Below are 14544 nucleotides of genomic sequence, written 5' to 3' on the forward strand. Positions count from 1 at the left end.
GGGAGAATCACTTGGACTTCACGGAAGAGCGGCACCCACACGCGCCAGAATCCGCCACAATGACCGTCATGTCCTCGCCCGCCCCGTTCGATGCCGGGAGCGTTCAGCTGCCCGCGAACCTGCCGGAGCCGCTGGTCCGTCAGCTCCGGGCAGCCTCGAACGACCGGGAGCGGTCGCAGGCGCTGATTGACCTCGCGCGGCACCTGCGCGACACGTCCATGCACGGCGCGCAGCAGGTCGGAGAGGCTGCGCTGGAACTGGCGCTGCAGGCCGACGCGCCGGCCGAGGCGATCCTGGCGCTGATCGGCCTGAGTTTCGTGGCGGCGCACCTGAACCAGCTGGAACGCTCCAGCGACGCCGTCACCCGCGCGCAGGAACTGATCCGCGAGCACGACCTGCGCGACCTGCAGGCCCCGCTGCTGAACGTGCGCGCCCTGACGCACATGCTGATCGGGGACCTGATCAGCGCCCAGCAGGACCTGCAGGAATCCCTGGAACTCGCGCGGCAGCAGCGCGACCCGCTGGACACCGGCAACGCCCTGGTGAACCTCGCGTGGCTGGCGAACAACCGCGACGAACCCGGCGAGGCCCTGCACCACCTGAACCTGCTCGAGGAGCACGTTCACGCCCTGCGCGACCCGGAGCTGCGCAGCGACCTGAACAACTACCTGCACGAGAACCGCGCGCACTCGTACGCGCTGCTGGCCCGTCAGGCCCGTGACCGCGGGCGTCCGGAGGCGGTGCAGCACGCCGCGCAGCAGGGCCTGATGGTGCTGCGCGCGGCGCGCACCGCCCTGGAGATCCTGCCCAGCCGCACCACCGAGGTGCTGTGCTACGCGCACGAGAGTACGCTGCGGCTCCTGAGCGGCGACCTGGCGGGCGCGCAGCTGGCCGCCGACCGCGCCGCCGAACTGCACAGCGGCCTGGACCAGCAGCTGTACATCGAGGTGAACCTGTGCCTCGCGGAACTCAGCGAAGCGCGCGGCCACCACGCGGCCGCGCTGGACGAGTACCAGGTTGCGCTCGGCATCGTCCGCAGTCAGCACCGGCACCGGGACACGCAGCGGATCCTGCAGGCCATCTCGGCCATGCACGAACGCGCCGGGCAGTACCCGCAGGCGCTCCGCGCGGCGCGTGAGGCGCTGGTCGACGCGCAGGACGCCCTGCGCCGCATGAACGTCACCACGCAGCGGCAGGCGCAGCAGGACGCCAGTTCCTGGCAGGACCGGCTGCGGCAGGCCGAGACGCAGGCCCGTCAGGACCCGCTGACCGGGCTGCTCAACCGCCGGGGCCTGGAAGAGGGTCTGCTGACCCTCCAGACGCCGGACGGCGGGCCGGTCGCCGCGCTGTTCGTGGACATCGATCACTTCAAGCGCGTGAACGACCGCCACTCCCACGCCGGCGGGGACCGGGCCCTGAAGGGCGTGGCGGACGTGCTGCGCACCCAGCTGGCCCGCTGGCCCGGTGCGCTGCTCGCCCGTTACGGCGGGGAGGAGTTCGTGCTGATCGCGCCGGTCAGCGACGCCACGCAGGCGCACGCCCTGGCCGAGGGGTGCCGCCGGGCGGTGGCGGCGCACGCCTGGTCCACGCTGCTGCCCGGCACCAACCTGACCGCCAGCGTCGGGTACGCGGTCGAACCGGCGCACCGTCTGCCCGAGGCGCTGACCCTGGCAGACGAGCACCTGTACCGCGCCAAACGCGCCGGTCGCAACCGCGTGTACCCCCCCAGCGACTGATACGGACTCCGATTGAATGGCTTATAAAGCCGTTCAATCCGAGCGGATGCGACTCGGAGAGCGGCTCCGCAGAGGAGGAGCTGGGCGGGTTCCGGGCGTGGAGTCGGCAACCCGGTGCCCTTCCGGGTTGTTAACGAAACAGACGGAGTCCGATTGATGAACGTCGCTGGGAGCCGGGGAGGGGGGGCCAGACCGGCGGCCCGCCTCCGGGGTGGAGGGGGCCGCGCGAACAGACGCCCGCTGTCAGCGGGTCAGGATGGTTTCGATCTGCTCGATCACGTCGCCACTCAGGCGCACGCCGGCGGCCTTCACGGTGTCCTCGATCTGCTGGACTTTCGTGGCGCCCGTGATGACGCTGCTCACGCCCTTCTGACGCAGGATCCACGCGAGGGCCAGCTGGGCGCGGGTGATGTTCAGTCCGTCGGCAATGGCCTTCAGGTCGCGGACCTTCTGGATGTTCTCGTCGGTCAGGAAGTTCTTGCCCCAGTTTTCCTTCTCGGTCAGGCGTGCGCCCTCGGGTTTGCCGTCGTCGTACTTGCCGGTCAGCAGGCCCATGGCGAGCGGGCTCCAGACGACCAGGCCCACGCCGGCCGTCTCGGTGTACGGCAGGATCTCCTTCTCGACGCGTTCGCGGCGGATCATGGAGTACTCGGGCTGCTCGGTCACGGGGGCGTGCAGGCCGTTGGCGCGGGCGAACTCGACTGCCTGCGCGATGCGTGCGGCCGGCCACATGCTGGTGCCCCAGTACAGGGCCTTGCCGTCGCGGATGACCTGATCGAAGGCCATCACGATCTCTTCCATGGGCACGTCGGGGTCGTATCGGTGCGCGAAGTAGATGTCGAGGTAGTCGGTGCCCAGGCGTTTCAGGCTGCCGTCGATGCTGTGCAGGACGTGCTTGCGGCTGAGGCCACGGTCGTTCACGTCGTCACTCATGGGCCAGAACACCTTGGAGCTGATGACCAGCGTGTGGCGCGGCAGTTCGCGCAGCACGTTGCCCATCAGCTCCTCGCTGCGGCCCCTGGCGTAGATGTCGGCCTGATCGAAGAAGTTCACGCCGCCGTCGTACGCGGCGGTCACGATGTCACGGACCATCTGCTGTTCGTTCACGCCGACGCCGTACGTTTCCCAGCCGCCCAGGGCGACTTCGCTGACTTTCAGACCGCTCTTGCCGAGGTTCCGGTATTCCATGCGGGATACTTTATCGGATAAAGCATCGGCCGGCCGTCAGGTGAAGCCAGCATAAAGAGACACTCAGCACAATGCCCCGCAGGTGTGAAACGCCCCACCCCGGCAGCCACGGCCGCCCGCACGGGGCGGGAACGGACCCACCCCGCCCCGGTGTGGGGTCAGGCCCGCGCCGACCCGCCCTCGTCCGCCAGCACCTCCTCGGGCGGATCGAAGGCGTCCCGCGTCCGCTCGACCAGCGTCAGGATGTCGTACGTGGCGACCAGCACGCCGTCCTGGTTGGTGATCTCGCTGCGCCACTCGACCACGCCGGTCGGGCGGGTCTCGCCGGGGCGCAGGTCCTTGCGGATCTTGCGTTTGCAGGTCAGGCGCGTGCGGATGGTGTCCCCGATGCCCACCGGCTCGATGAAGCGCAGGTTCTCCAGGCCGTAGTTCGCGAGCACCGGCCCTGCTGCTGGCGACACGAACTGCCCGGCCGCCGCCGAGATCAGGAAGTACCCGTGCGCCACGCGCTTCCCGAAGATGCCCTCCCGCGCGCCGATCTCGTCGACGTGCGCGTAGAAGTGATCCCCGGTCAGGCCCGCGAAGTTCACGATGTCCGCCTCGGTCACGGTGCGGCGGTGCGTCAGGAGGCTGTCCCCGACCTGAATCTGGTCGAAGGACTTGCGGAACGGGTGCACCACGTCCTCCTGCACCTGTGCGCCGGGCACGAACTCCCGCGTGATCGCGGTGAGGGTCGTCGGATCGGCCTGCACCGCCACACGGTTCATGTGGTGCCGCACCGCCGAGAGGCCCCCCAGTTCCGAACCGCCCCCCGCGCGGCCCGGCCCACCGTGGTTCAGCTGCGGCAGCGGCGACCCGTGCCCCGTGTTCTCCTTCGCGTTGTCGCGGTTCAGCACCAGCAGGCGCCCGTGCGAGCTTGCCATGCCGAGCACGAGTTCGGTCGCCTCGGCACGGTCGCGGGACACGATACTCCCGGCCAGCGACCCCCGACCCAGCTTCGTGAGGTGAATGGCGTCCTCCAGCGAGTCGTACGGCAGCAGCGTCGCCACCGGCCCGAACGCCTCCAGCTCGTGCGGCCCGCGCGCCCTCAGGGGGTTCTCGCACAGCAGCACCGTCGGGTCGAGGAACGCACCCTTCTCGCGGTCGCCGCCCAGCAGGGTCGCCTCGCCGCTGATCACCACACGCGCCTCCTGCTGCAACTTCTCCAGCGTCTCACGCACCCGCTCGCGCTGCTCCACGCTCACCAGCGCACCCATCCGCACGTCATCCCGCGCCGGGTCGCCCAGCGTCACCTTCGCCAGTTCGCGGCGCAGACCCTCCGTCACCGCCTCCACCAGATGGGAGGGCACCATCGCGCGGCGGATCGCGGTGCACTTCTGCCCGGCCTTCCCGGTCATCTCCCGCGCCACCTCGCGCACGAACAGCGCGAACTCCGGGTCCTCCGGCTTCACGGACAGGCCCAGCACCGACGCGTTCAGGCTGTCCGCCTCCGCATTGAACGGCACCGACCGCCCCACGATCGCCGGATGCACCCGCAACTTCGCCGCTGTCGCCGCCGACCCCGTGAACGCCACCACATCCTGCTCCTCCACGTGATCCAGCAGCGACCCCGGCTCCCCCGTCACGAGTTGCAGCGACCCCTCCGGAATCAGGCCCGACGCCACGATGTCCCGCACGACCCGCTCCGTCAGGTACGCCGTCTGCGGCGCCGGCTTCACCAGACTCGGCATCCCCCCGATAAACGCTGGCGCGAACTTCTCCAGCATCCCCCACACCGGGAAGTTGAACGCGTTGATCTGCACCGCCACACCCTCACGCGGCACCAGCAGGTGACGCCCCACGAACGTCCCCTCGCGCCCCAGCCGCTCCACCCGCCCGTCCGGCCAGAAGCGCTCGTCCGGCAGTTCCCGCCGCGCCGCACTCGCGTAACTGAACAGCGTCCCGATCCCACCCTCGATATCCACCCACGAATCCCGCCGCGTCGCCCCCGTCAACGCACTCAGCGCGTAGTACGCCTCCTTCCGCTCCATCAGGAACGCCCCCAGCGCCTTCAGCGCCCGCGCCCGCTCATGGAACGTCATGCGGCGCAACGCCCCACCCGCCCGCCGACCGTACGCCAGCGCCCCACCGAAATCCACGCCCTCCGACGAGATCACGGCCACCGGACGCCCATACACCGCGTCCACCAGCACCTGCCCATCCGCATTCGCATGCCACGAACCCGACACATAAGACGCCGGACGAAGAAGATCAGAAGAGATTGATTGAGTCATATACGTTCCTCCAGTTGACAAGCCAGTTCCACGCGGCATCAGGCATACGTGTCGAACTCCCACTGCATCCGCCGGGCCAGTTGTGCCACCACGATGTCCCAGGTCTCACCGACACAACGCGAGACCATCCGCTGCAAGACCTGCACGATCTCCACCCGATTGAATTCCTCCACGATCAGCAGATCCCAGCGCCACACGAACCCCTGCGACGCGCACTCCCGCCTCAGCCAGTCCGGCGAACAGACCGTCAGGCTGAAGGAATCCGACGCATCCCCACCTACAGGCCCGATATAAAGCCGAAGGTCTACCCCGAAATCCGCAGGATGCTCCGGCACGAAACTCTCGAACGCCGAGTGATCGGCCAGCGAGATCACTTTCAGCTCAGCGATCATCCCATTCCCCCAACCGGGCGCTTACACTGCCGCATGACGATCACCACGCAGCATGAACTGGACGGCATGACCCTCGCCGGGAAGGTCGTCGCCCGCACCCTCGACGCCCTGCGCGCCGCCGTCGAACCGGGCATCACGCCCGCCGAACTGGACGCGCTGGCCGGACAGGTGTTCGCGGGGTTCGGGGCGTTCTCCGCGCCGCGGGCCGAGTACGGCGCGCCCGTGAACGTGTTCATCAGCGTCAACGACGACATCGTGCACGGCCTGCCCACCAACCGCCCGCTTCAGGCGGGGGACGTGGTGTGCATCGACGTCACGCCGAACGTCGGCGGGTTCGTCGCGGACGCCGCCATCACGGTCGCCGTGCCGCCCGTCTCCCCCACCGCCGCCCGCCTCATCGAGGCGGCCGAGGCAGCCCTGGCCCGTGGCCTGAACGCCGCCCGCGCCGGACAGCCCCTGAACGGCATCGGGCGAGCCATCCAGGCTGAGGTTCAGCGCCGGGGCTTCACGCTCCTGCCGGAACTTCAGGGGCACGGTGTGGGCCGCGCCATCCACGAGAAACCCGACGTTCCCAACTATTACCGCCCCGCGCTCCGCAAACCGCTGCACGAGGGCCTCGTGATCGCCGTGGAACCCATGCTCAGCACCGGCAAGAGCCCCCGCGTCCGCACCCGCCGCGACGGCTGGACGCTCGCCACCACCGACGGCGGCCTCGCCGCCCACGTCGAACACACCATCATGATCACCAAAGGAAAACCGCTGGTGCTGACAGCGTGAAAGCAATTTTTCTGTTGAGACCGTCCAGGGCTTGAACATTGAGACTCAGTCGCTCTCAATCACGAGGAACATGCCAGCCATTTTCTCGTCGAGAATGACAACACCGTTTTCGAAAACGTATTTGGGATCGCTCCACCCCAAACCTGAATAAGCGGTGGGCTGCTCAAAAAGACCGAAAAAGTCAGTGACCATTTCTTCGGCTATATGTGCAGGTACAGTTTCGACCGTGTGGCCGACGCTTCCGCCGCCTATCAATGACTGCCGCAGAAACTCACGGGCATCACTGGGGTTGACTGCGCACTCCACCCAACCTGCCGCGACCTGCCCTTGCGAGGCAATGGGCGGCATTTTTTCCAGGTATACACTGAGAGTTTCATGCTCACCCCACAGATTGAAGAGCCGATCAAGCATCTCTTCTTCACCCATATCGGCCCGCCGCCACTCCGCAATAGATGTCAAATCCAGCATGTATTTCCCGTGCATTCTGGGAAAGGCAGTCAGACGCTCCTGTAACCCGCAAAGCGTCTCCAGGGCCTCCGACTGAATGTCACTCATACGCTCTTGAACCCTTCAAACGGTTCGCGGCAGGTGTCGCAGACGTACATGCGTTTGCAGAGGGTGGGCCCAAAGGAGGCGGTCATGCGGACGTTCAGGCTGCCGCAGCGGGGGCAGCGGGTGGGTTCCGCGTCCAGTTGAATCAGTTGCCCTTCCCCGGTGGGGGCGGGGGGCGCGATGCCGTACTGCCGCAGTCGCTCGCGCGCGTCGTCGTTGATCCAGTCGGTCGTCCACGGGGGCGTAAGGGTGCTCCTGACCTCGACGTCCGTCACGCCCAGGCCACGCACCGCCTGCTCGATGCTGTCCCGGATGACGTGCAGAGCGGGGCAGCCGCTGAAGGTGGGCGTGAACGTCACCGTCACGCGCCCATCGTCGCCCACGGTCACGTCGCGCACCATGCCCATGTCCGTGATGCTCACGACGGGAATCTCCGGGTCTGGGACGCTGGTCAGCGCGTCCCAGACGGCAGATGGCTGAATGCTGATGGCCGATGGCGCAGGGCGCTCTGCCTTCTGCCTTCCGCCTTCTGCCATCCGCCTGTTCACCAGACCTCGGCGTCGGGGTGTTGCCGGGCGACGCTCTGCATTTCTTCCAGCAGGGGGGCGAGGTGGTGGGTGTGCGTGTCGCGGCCGGGCTGGGTGGTGGGGGCGTCGGGGAGGGTGAGGCCGCATTTGTCCACGAGGTGCCGGGTGACGAGGTCGGTCCAGCGGGCGTGCACGGCGTTCAGGTCGGGGAGGATGCCCGCTGCGGTCAGGTCCGCTTCACCCTCGACGGGCTGGAAGAGTTGCGCGGCGTGCGGCCAGAGTTCCGTCAGGGCCGCCCGGGTGCGGCGTTCGCTCTCGGGCGTGCCGAGGGCGAGGCGTTCCACCCACAGGGCGGTGTGCTGCACGTGGAATTTCTCCTCGCGCACGGCCTTCGCGGCGACTTCTGCCAGGGGCGCGTAGGTGCTGCGGGTGGCGGCCTCCAGCCACAGGGCCTCGAACGTGTCGTACAGGAACTGCCGGACCATCGTGAACGCCCAGTCGCCTTTCGGGAGTTCCACGAGGCGGGTGTTCAGGTAGTCGTCCGGGCCGCGCCAGAACGCCACCCGGTCGGGGTCGCTGCCGCCGAGGGTCTGCGCGAGGCTCAGGTACAGCCCGGCGTGCCCGAGTTCGTCCTGCGCGATGTTCGCCAGCGCGATGTCCTCTTCGAGGATGGGGGCGTGCCCGGTCCACTCGCCGTTGCGGTGCGCGAGGATGATCTCGTCGTCGGCGAGGACCGTGAGTTTCAGGAGAAGCGCCTGCGTCTGCGTGTCGGTCAGGTGGGTTGTAGGAGTGGTGGTCATGCGCCTTCCTCGCTGGCGGCGCGGCCCGGCATCAGCCCGGCGCGTTTCAGTTCGCCGACGTGCCGGCCGATCACGCCGTAGTGCTGCTGCTGCTTGTACGTCTTGTCCTTCGCGGGCGCGAACCAGCTCTCGACGGTGCCGGGGTCCTCGTCCGTGCGGACGACCGCCGACTCCGGGAAGACCATCCAGGCGAGCACGTCCGGGTGCATGACCTGCGCCTGCCGCAGCGCGTCGCCGCTCCCGCTGGCCTGCACGGTGCCGCTGAGGTCCACGAAGGTCATGCTGCGCTTGTTCGTGCGTTTCACGCCCACGTGGTACGTCCCGGTCTCGCCGGGCGAGTCCAGCAGCGCGGGATTCGTGGTCAGTTCCTCGGGCGTGGCGGTCAGGAGGTCGTCCTCGCGCACGCACCAGAGGCTCACGGCAGCCGGGCGGCGCACGAACACGTTCCGCGCCGTCAGGAGCGCATGCGGCGGGTCACCCGCGTGCACGCTCCCCACCGCCTGATGCGGGCGGTTCGGGGCGTCCTGCTTGAACACCTCCCAGCGCGGCCACTGCGTATCGGAGGACGGGGATTGAGGTTGAGTCATGGGTGGGGTTCCTTTCTGGGCTGGGGGGGGACCCCTCAGTCCGCTGCGCGGCCAGCTCCCCTCAAGGGGAGCCAGTGTGATGGTTGGCTCCCCTTGAGGGGAGCTGTCAGCGAAGCTGACTGAGGGGTTCTTCAGTCGGCCGCAACCGCGCGTTGCCGGTCGGTGTAGGCCTGGAGGGCGTCGCGGACCCAGGCGCCGTCGTCGTGGGCGGCCTGTCGGGCGCCGAGGCGTTCCTTGTTCAGGCCCTGTTCGCCGCGGATGACGGCCCAGAATTCGTCCCAGTGGATGGGGCCGTGGCGCCAGTTGCCCTGCTCGTCCTGGTGCAGGTCGGGGTCGGGGATGGTGAGGCCCGCTTCGAGCAGTTCGGGGACGTGCTCGTTGATGAATTCCTGCCGGACCTCGTCGTTGCTCTTGAGTTTGATGCCCCATTTCGTGAGGACGCCGCTGTTGGGGCTGTCGGCGTCGTGCGGGCCGAGCATCATCATGGCGGGCCACCACCAGCGATTTAAAGCGTCCTGCGCCAGGGCGCGCTGCTCGGGGGTGCCCTGGGCGTAGGCGACGATCATTTCCTTGCCCTGTTTGTGGTGGAAGGTTTCCTCGCTGCAGATGCGGACCATGGCGCGGCTGTACGGGCCGTAACTGCAGCCGGCGAGCATGGTCTGGTTCTTGATGGCGGCGCCGTCCACGAGCCAGCCGATCATGCCGACGTCCGCCCAGCTGTGGGTGGGGTAGTTGAAGATGCTGGAGTACTTGGCCTTGCCGCTCAGGAGGGCCTGGAGCATGTCCTCGCGGGTGGCGCCGAGGGTTTCGGCGGCGTGGTAGAGGTACTGGCCGTGCCCGGCCTCGTCCTGAACCTTGGCCATGAGGATGGTCTTGCGCCTCAGGCTGGGTGCGCGGGTGATCCATTCGCCTTCGGGGAGCATCCCGACGACCTCGCTGTGGGCGTGCTGGCTGATCATGCGGATGAGCTGGCGGCGGTACTCGGCGGGCATCCAGTCGCCGGGCTCGATCTTCTCGCCGCGGGCGATGCGGGCCTCGAAGTGCGCGTGCTGCTCGGCGGTTTCGCCGGATGTGATGCCGGTCTGGGCGGGGGTGGGTTGGGTCATGGGGGCAACCTCCTGATGGGACTGCCCCCAGTGTACCTAACGAGCGTTAGGTTGGGTGTGGCCTGGGTTGCAGCCGTCCGGTCTACCCATCCGCGCGTGCATGATCGGGCATGCTGTGAGGAGAGCCCGCATCCACACCCCCCTGCTCCCGGAGGTTCCTGATGATCCGTTCCCGCACGCCACTCCTGCTGACCGCCCTGGGCCTGCTGCTGGCCGCGCCCGCCGCCGCGCAGCCCGCGCCCATGCCCGTGAAGGTCTCCTCGCGCACCTGCGGGGCGTACACCCTGGCCCTGCGCGAGAACGGCTTCGGGGAACCGGCCGACCGCGTGACCATCACGCGCGGCGCGACCAGTTACGCCACGGTCGAGGACACCATGGTCAGCGTGGACTGGTGCCGGGACGTGACCGGCGACGGCGTCCCGGAAGTCCTGCTGGCCGGCTTTTCCGGCGGCGCGCACTGCTGCTTCACGCACACGCTGTACTCGCTGACCAGCCCGCCCCGGCGGCTGCTCACGGCGTTCAGCGCGCACAGCGACACCCTGGAGGCCCGGCAGCTGGACGGACGCGGCCCGCTGGAACTGGTCGGCGCGGACTGGCGCTTCGCGTACGGGTACGGCATGAGCTTCGCCGAGAGCGCCCCGCTGCCCACCGTGTACTCGTTCCTGAACGGCCAGTACGTGGAGAACACCCGCGCCTTCCCCGGCTTCATGCAGACCTATGCGCGCCACATGAACGCCGACCCGTTCAGCGGGGGCGTACTGGTCGAGTACGCCACCCGCACCGTCACTCAGGGGAGCGCCAGCGCCGACACCTGGGCGGCGGCGCAACCGGCACCCTTCCGGGCGTGGCTGGCGAACTACGGCCCGGATGTGCGGCAGGACCTCTCGGACTTCGGGCTGCGGGACTGGCCCACACGCGCCGGCCTGGACGCGGACGCCGTGCGCAGCGGCATCGGCGGGGCGTTCACGGCGCCCGGCACGCGCGCGTACCTGGCCGTCACCGTCGGCGCGGGACGGGACCCGGTCGCCACGCTGCGCCTGTTCCAGCCGCGCGGCGCGGCCATCACGGCCGGCCCCGCCCTGCTGACCGTCCCCGTGACCCGCGACGCGTACGGCGAGCCGACCCTGACCGTCTGGCCGGCCGCCACGGTCCGCCGCGCGGGCGGCCGGGACGACACCCTGCTGCGCGACGCCCGCAGCGGCAGTGTCCGCTACGCCGCATACCGCGTGGGCAGCGCCGCCCTGACCGAACTGCGGGACGACCCGCTGGCCGTTACGGCCGCGCTGCTGAGCGACCTGAGCAGCGTGGCCGGGCACGTCGCCTCGCAGTACCGGGACGTCACGCGCACCGCGGCGCAGACCGCTGAGGTGCAGCGCCGCATCGACGCGGCCGTCACCCGCGCCCGCCCGTGGCTGGGCACGCGGCGCGGCCCCACCGACTTCCCGCTGGGCCGCCTGGGGAACTTCACGTTCGGCAGCGTCACCCTCACCCAGGACAGCCCCGCGCAGGCGCAGGCCGTCATCACGACCACCGTCGGTTTCACCGACGACCGCACCGACAGCGAGTACGTCAGCGGCGAACGCCACACCCTCACCGTGAACCTCGACCGCGCCGCGACAGGCTGGCAGGTCACCGACTGGACCCTCAAGCCCCGCACCGGCGAACTGTACGAGGACTGATACGGACTCCGATTGAATGGGCCGCAATGCCCGCTGGGTCCGAGAGAAGCGACTCGGAGAGCTGCTCCGCAGAGTGGGAGCAACACGCCCCTCCGGACGTGGAGCCAGCAATCCGGCGACGTTCCGGATTGTTGGCGAAACAAACGGCAGTCCGTATGAACGGTCGGCAGCGGATGGGCGGTGGCGGAGGGCCTGTCACGCGGCGCGGCACAGGCCGGGTCAGACGACGGCGCGGCGCGCGGCCGGCCGGGCCGTTTACGCTGGGTCATGCGTCAGAACATCAGCAGTGGCAGCCCCTGGGAAGCGCAGATCGGGTACTCACGCGCCGTGAAGGTCGGGAACACCGTCCAGGTCAGCGGCACGACCGCCACCGTGAACGGCGAGGTCGTCGGCGAGGGCGACCCGGCCGAGCAGACCCGCGCGGCGCTGGGCATCATCCGCACCGCGCTGGAAACGGCCGGCGCGCAGCTGTCCGACGTGGTCCGCACCCGCATCTACGTGACGGACATCAGCCGCTGGGAGGAAGTGGCCCGCGCGCACGGCGAGGTGTTCCGCGACATCCGCCCCGCCACGACCCTGGTGCAGGTCGCCGCGCTGATCGACCCGCTGCACCTCGTGGAGATCGAGGCCGAAGCCGTCATCGGCGGGTGATCCCCGCCTGTGGGGCAGACTGGGCGGCATGACCTCTTCCCCTTCCGGTTCCGTCCGTCCGTTCGATCCGGCGTCACCCCGCCTTGGGCTGGGACTGGCGGCGCTGGGCCGCCCCGGGTACATCAACCTGGGGCACGCGCGTGACCTGCCGGACCGGTCGGTGGAGGGCATGCGGGCGCAGGCGTGGGCGGTGCTGGACGAGGCGTACGCGGCGGGCGTGCGGTACTTCGACGCGGCGCGCAGTTACGGGCTGGCCGAGGAGTTCCTGGGCGGGTGGGTGCAGGCGCGCGGGCACCGGGACGCCGTGCTGGGCAGCAAGTGGGGGTACACGTACGTGGCGGACTGGCAGCCGGACGCGCCCGTGCATGAGGTCAAGACGCACGACCGGGCCACGCTGGACCGGCAGTGGCCGCAGACGCTCGCGGCGCTGGGCGGCCCCCCGGCGCTGTACCTGATTCACTCGGCGACGCTGGAGTCGGGCGTGCTGGAGAACCCGGCGGTGCTCTCCCGGCTGGCGGAACTGGCGGCGGGGGGCGTGCGGGTGGGCCTGAGTACCAGCGGCCCCGCGCAGGCGGACACGATCCGGCGGGCGCTGGACGTGCGGGTGGACGGCGTGAATCCGCTGGGTGCGGTGCAGGCCACCTGGAACCTGCTGGACCGCTCGGCGGGTGCGGCCCTGGCCGACGCGCACGCGGCCGGGTGGGTGACCGTGGTGAAGGAGGGCGTGGCGAACGGCCGCCTGAGTGCGCGGGGCCTGGGCGGGCGCGGGGACGTGCCCGCCCCGCTAGCGGCGCTGGCGGCCGAGCTGGGGGTCACGCCGGACGCGGCGGCCCTGGCGGCGGTGCTGGCGCAACCCTGGGCGGACATGGTCCTGAGCGGCGCGGGAACCGCCGGGCAGCTGGCGCAGAATCTGGCGGCGCTGCGCGTGCAGGTGCCGGCGGACGCCCTGCCGGAACTGGCGGTGGACGCCCGCACGTACTGGCAGGAACGGGCGGCGCTGCCCTGGAACTGAGACGGATTCCGTTTGTTTCGCCAACAATCCGGAACTTCACCGGATTGCCAGCTCCACGTCCGGAACCCGTTTCTCTCCTGCTCTGCGAAGCAGCTCTCCGAGTCACATCCGCTCGGATTGAACGGGCTTTGCAGCCCATTCAATCGGAGTCCGTATGACCCGCAGTCCGGATCAGTACGAGCGGAAGTTCTGCCAGACGTGCGCGGGTTCGAAGCTGAAGCCGAACACGCCGGGACCGCTGTGCGCGGAGAGGACCGTGCCGAGGCTCAGGGTCATGCTTTCCTGCACGCCCAGGCGGCGGGCCTCGAACCGCAGGGCGTCGACGCTGTCGGAGGCGCCGTTGTGGAAGAACGCCACGCGGCCCTGCGGGAGGCTGGCGGCGCAGGCGCGCAGCTGCTCGGTCATGCTGTTCATGGCGCGGCCGGCGCCGACGGCACGCGCGAAGGGTTCCACCCGGCCCTCGCGCAGGCCCAGGATGGGTTTCAGGTTCAGCAGGCCGCCCAGCAGGGCCGCCGCGCCGCCGATCCGTCCGCCGCGCTGCAGGTATCCCAGGGTGTTCAGGCACATGCGGGTCTGCGCGTACTGCCGCAGGCTCTGCAGGACCTGCGCGACCTGCGCGGCCGGCACGTGGTCACGCATCAGGCGCGCGGCCCGCTCGGCCTGCAGGGCCAGTCCGGCGGCGGACTGCCAGGAGTCGTGGACGGTGACCCGCCCCGGGAAGGCCAGCGCGGCCTCGGCGGCGTGGCTGCAGGTGTCGCTCAGGCGGCTGCTGACGTGTACGGCCAGCACGTGATCGTGGCGTTGCAGCAGGGCCTCGAGCGTCTCGCGGTAGGCCTGCACGGTGGGGGGCGCGGTGACGGGCATGGCGGCTCCGGCGTCCACGCGGCGGAAAAGTTCCTCGCTGCCGAGTTCCTGGTGATCGAGCCAGTCACGCCCGTCGAAGTGGACGGTGAGGGGAATGACCCGCAGGCCGATGGCGTCGGCCTGACCGGCTTCGAGGTCGCTGGTGGAGTCGGTCAGGACGATGCTGTTCATGCCCGTATGGTAGGACCCGGACAGGCAGAAATGTGAAATTTCCCCCATCAGGGGCTCCCCCCGGGGTGCGCCCCCCCGGACGTGCCCCGGACCGTCCACCACCCCCGCCAGGGAGACGGCGCGACTGCCACCGGAGCGCCGCCACCCGCCGCGTCGGAGCGGCCGGTCTCTAAAACCGTTCTCCGAATGACGCCCCGGCACAGCAGACGTCCGATGCCTCCATTCTCTG

Annotated in this window: 14 protein-coding genes; 5 read left to right on the top strand and 9 right to left on the bottom strand. The window is 69.5% G+C overall.

Annotated features, from left to right (window positions below; translation table 11 throughout):
* Nucleotides 1–68: 68 nt before the first annotated feature.
* Nucleotides 69–1736 carry a GGDEF domain-containing protein gene (locus ABDZ66_RS09020; protein ID WP_343757980.1) on the top strand — a complete coding sequence of 556 codons (1668 nt, stop codon included), beginning with the start codon at nucleotides 69–71 and terminating at the stop codon, nucleotides 1734–1736.
* Nucleotides 1737–1979: 243 nt separating this feature from the next.
* On the opposite strand, the gene ABDZ66_RS09025 is transcribed toward ABDZ66_RS09020, so the two are convergent.
* The 3 genes from ABDZ66_RS09025 to ABDZ66_RS09035 form a co-directional block, all read right to left on the bottom strand.
* Complete coding sequence (locus ABDZ66_RS09025) at nucleotides 1980–2924, bottom strand: aldo/keto reductase family protein (protein WP_343757982.1); 945 nt, start codon at nucleotides 2922–2924, stop codon at nucleotides 1980–1982.
* Nucleotides 2925–3082: 158 nt separating this feature from the next.
* Complete coding sequence (paaZ, locus tag ABDZ66_RS09030) at nucleotides 3083–5197, bottom strand: phenylacetic acid degradation bifunctional protein PaaZ (RefSeq protein WP_343757984.1); 2115 nt, start codon at nucleotides 5195–5197, stop codon at nucleotides 3083–3085.
* Nucleotides 5198–5235: 38 nt separating this feature from the next.
* Complete coding sequence (locus ABDZ66_RS09035; RefSeq protein WP_343757986.1) at nucleotides 5236–5589, bottom strand: immunity 8 family protein; 354 nt, start codon at nucleotides 5587–5589, stop codon at nucleotides 5236–5238.
* Nucleotides 5590–5622: 33 nt separating this feature from the next.
* On the opposite strand from ABDZ66_RS09035, the gene map reads away from it, so the two are divergent.
* Nucleotides 5623–6366 (top strand): type I methionyl aminopeptidase, encoded by a 744-nt coding sequence (map, locus tag ABDZ66_RS09040; RefSeq protein WP_343757988.1) that lies wholly within the window; start codon nucleotides 5623–5625, stop codon nucleotides 6364–6366.
* Between the two features lie 45 nt (nucleotides 6367–6411).
* On the opposite strand, the gene ABDZ66_RS09045 is transcribed toward map, so the two are convergent.
* The 5 genes from ABDZ66_RS09045 to paaA all read right to left on the bottom strand — a co-directional run bounded on the left by ABDZ66_RS09045 (nucleotide 6412) and on the right by paaA (nucleotide 9938).
* A complete protein-coding gene (locus tag ABDZ66_RS09045) occupies nucleotides 6412–6921 on the bottom strand; it encodes a hypothetical protein (protein WP_343757990.1) in 510 nt (169 codons plus the stop codon).
* Nucleotides 6918–7454, bottom strand: a complete 537-nt coding sequence (gene paaD, locus ABDZ66_RS09050; protein ID WP_343757993.1) for a 1,2-phenylacetyl-CoA epoxidase subunit PaaD — start codon at nucleotides 7452–7454, stop codon at nucleotides 6918–6920. The genes ABDZ66_RS09045 and paaD overlap by 4 nt, the downstream gene beginning before the upstream one ends.
* Nucleotides 7455–7462: 8 nt before the next feature.
* Nucleotides 7463–8245: a 1,2-phenylacetyl-CoA epoxidase subunit PaaC gene (gene paaC / locus ABDZ66_RS09055; protein ID WP_343757996.1), complete on the bottom strand. Its 783-nt coding sequence runs from the start codon at nucleotides 8243–8245 to the stop codon at nucleotides 7463–7465.
* On the bottom strand, nucleotides 8242–8832 hold the full coding sequence (locus tag ABDZ66_RS09060) for a phenylacetic acid degradation protein (protein WP_343757998.1): 591 nt from the start codon (nucleotides 8830–8832) through the stop codon (nucleotides 8242–8244). The genes paaC and ABDZ66_RS09060 overlap by 4 nt, the downstream gene beginning before the upstream one ends.
* A gap of 131 nt (nucleotides 8833–8963) precedes the next feature.
* A complete protein-coding gene (gene paaA, locus ABDZ66_RS09065) occupies nucleotides 8964–9938 on the bottom strand; it encodes a 1,2-phenylacetyl-CoA epoxidase subunit PaaA (RefSeq protein ID WP_343758000.1) in 975 nt (324 codons plus the stop codon).
* 161 nt (nucleotides 9939–10099) lie between these two features.
* Between paaA and ABDZ66_RS09070 the strand changes: the two genes are divergently transcribed.
* The 3 genes from ABDZ66_RS09070 (at nucleotide 10100) to ABDZ66_RS09080 (ending at nucleotide 13280) form a co-directional block, all read left to right on the top strand.
* A complete protein-coding gene (locus tag ABDZ66_RS09070; protein WP_343758002.1) occupies nucleotides 10100–11617 on the top strand; it encodes a hypothetical protein in 1518 nt (505 codons plus the stop codon).
* Nucleotides 11618–11884: 267 nt separating this feature from the next.
* Entirely contained in the window at nucleotides 11885–12268 is a 384-nt protein-coding gene (locus tag ABDZ66_RS09075; protein WP_078301070.1) for a RidA family protein, read from the top strand.
* A 28-nt stretch (nucleotides 12269–12296) separates the two neighbouring features.
* Nucleotides 12297–13280: an aldo/keto reductase gene (locus tag ABDZ66_RS09080; RefSeq protein ID WP_343758005.1), complete on the top strand. Its 984-nt coding sequence runs from the start codon at nucleotides 12297–12299 to the stop codon at nucleotides 13278–13280.
* 171 nt (nucleotides 13281–13451) lie between these two features.
* Here the strand turns inward: ABDZ66_RS09080 and ABDZ66_RS09085 are convergent, their stop codons facing one another.
* Nucleotides 13452–14315, bottom strand: a complete 864-nt coding sequence (locus ABDZ66_RS09085) for a DegV family protein (protein WP_343758007.1) — start codon at nucleotides 14313–14315, stop codon at nucleotides 13452–13454.
* Between the last annotated feature and the right edge of the window lie 229 nt (nucleotides 14316–14544).

Source organism: Deinococcus depolymerans (assembly GCF_039522025.1).
Taxonomy (GTDB): Bacteria; Deinococcota; Deinococci; order Deinococcales; family Deinococcaceae; genus Deinococcus; species Deinococcus depolymerans.

Bases quoted from the DNA above. Each gene is read 5' to 3' on its own strand.
- ABDZ66_RS09080 (WP_343758005.1), top strand. From the start codon at position 12,297: ATGACCTCTTCCCCTTCCGGTTCCGTCCGTCCGTTCGATCCGGCGTCA.
- ABDZ66_RS09070 (WP_343758002.1), top strand. From the start codon at position 10,100: ATGATCCGTTCCCGCACGCCACTCCTGCTGACCGCCCTGGGCCTGCTG.
- ABDZ66_RS09060 (WP_343757998.1), bottom strand. From the start codon at position 8,832: ATGACTCAACCTCAATCCCCGTCCTCCGATACGCAGTGGCCGCGCTGG.
- ABDZ66_RS09035 (WP_343757986.1), bottom strand. From the start codon at position 5,589: ATGATCGCTGAGCTGAAAGTGATCTCGCTGGCCGATCACTCGGCGTTC.
- ABDZ66_RS09085 (WP_343758007.1), bottom strand. From the start codon at position 14,315: ATGAACAGCATCGTCCTGACCGACTCCACCAGCGACCTCGAAGCCGGT.
- paaD (WP_343757993.1), bottom strand. From the start codon at position 7,454: ATGGCAGAAGGCGGAAGGCAGAAGGCAGAGCGCCCTGCGCCATCGGCC.
- paaC (WP_343757996.1), bottom strand. From the start codon at position 8,245: ATGACCACCACTCCTACAACCCACCTGACCGACACGCAGACGCAGGCG.
- ABDZ66_RS09025 (WP_343757982.1), bottom strand. From the start codon at position 2,924: ATGGAATACCGGAACCTCGGCAAGAGCGGTCTGAAAGTCAGCGAAGTC.
- ABDZ66_RS09075 (WP_078301070.1), top strand. From the start codon at position 11,885: ATGCGTCAGAACATCAGCAGTGGCAGCCCCTGGGAAGCGCAGATCGGG.
- paaA (WP_343758000.1), bottom strand. From the start codon at position 9,938: ATGACCCAACCCACCCCCGCCCAGACCGGCATCACATCCGGCGAAACC.
- map (WP_343757988.1), top strand. From the start codon at position 5,623: ATGACGATCACCACGCAGCATGAACTGGACGGCATGACCCTCGCCGGG.
- paaZ (WP_343757984.1), bottom strand. From the start codon at position 5,197: ATGACTCAATCAATCTCTTCTGATCTTCTTCGTCCGGCGTCTTATGTG.
- ABDZ66_RS09045 (WP_343757990.1), bottom strand. From the start codon at position 6,921: ATGAGTGACATTCAGTCGGAGGCCCTGGAGACGCTTTGCGGGTTACAG.
- ABDZ66_RS09020 (WP_343757980.1), top strand. From the start codon at position 69: ATGTCCTCGCCCGCCCCGTTCGATGCCGGGAGCGTTCAGCTGCCCGCG.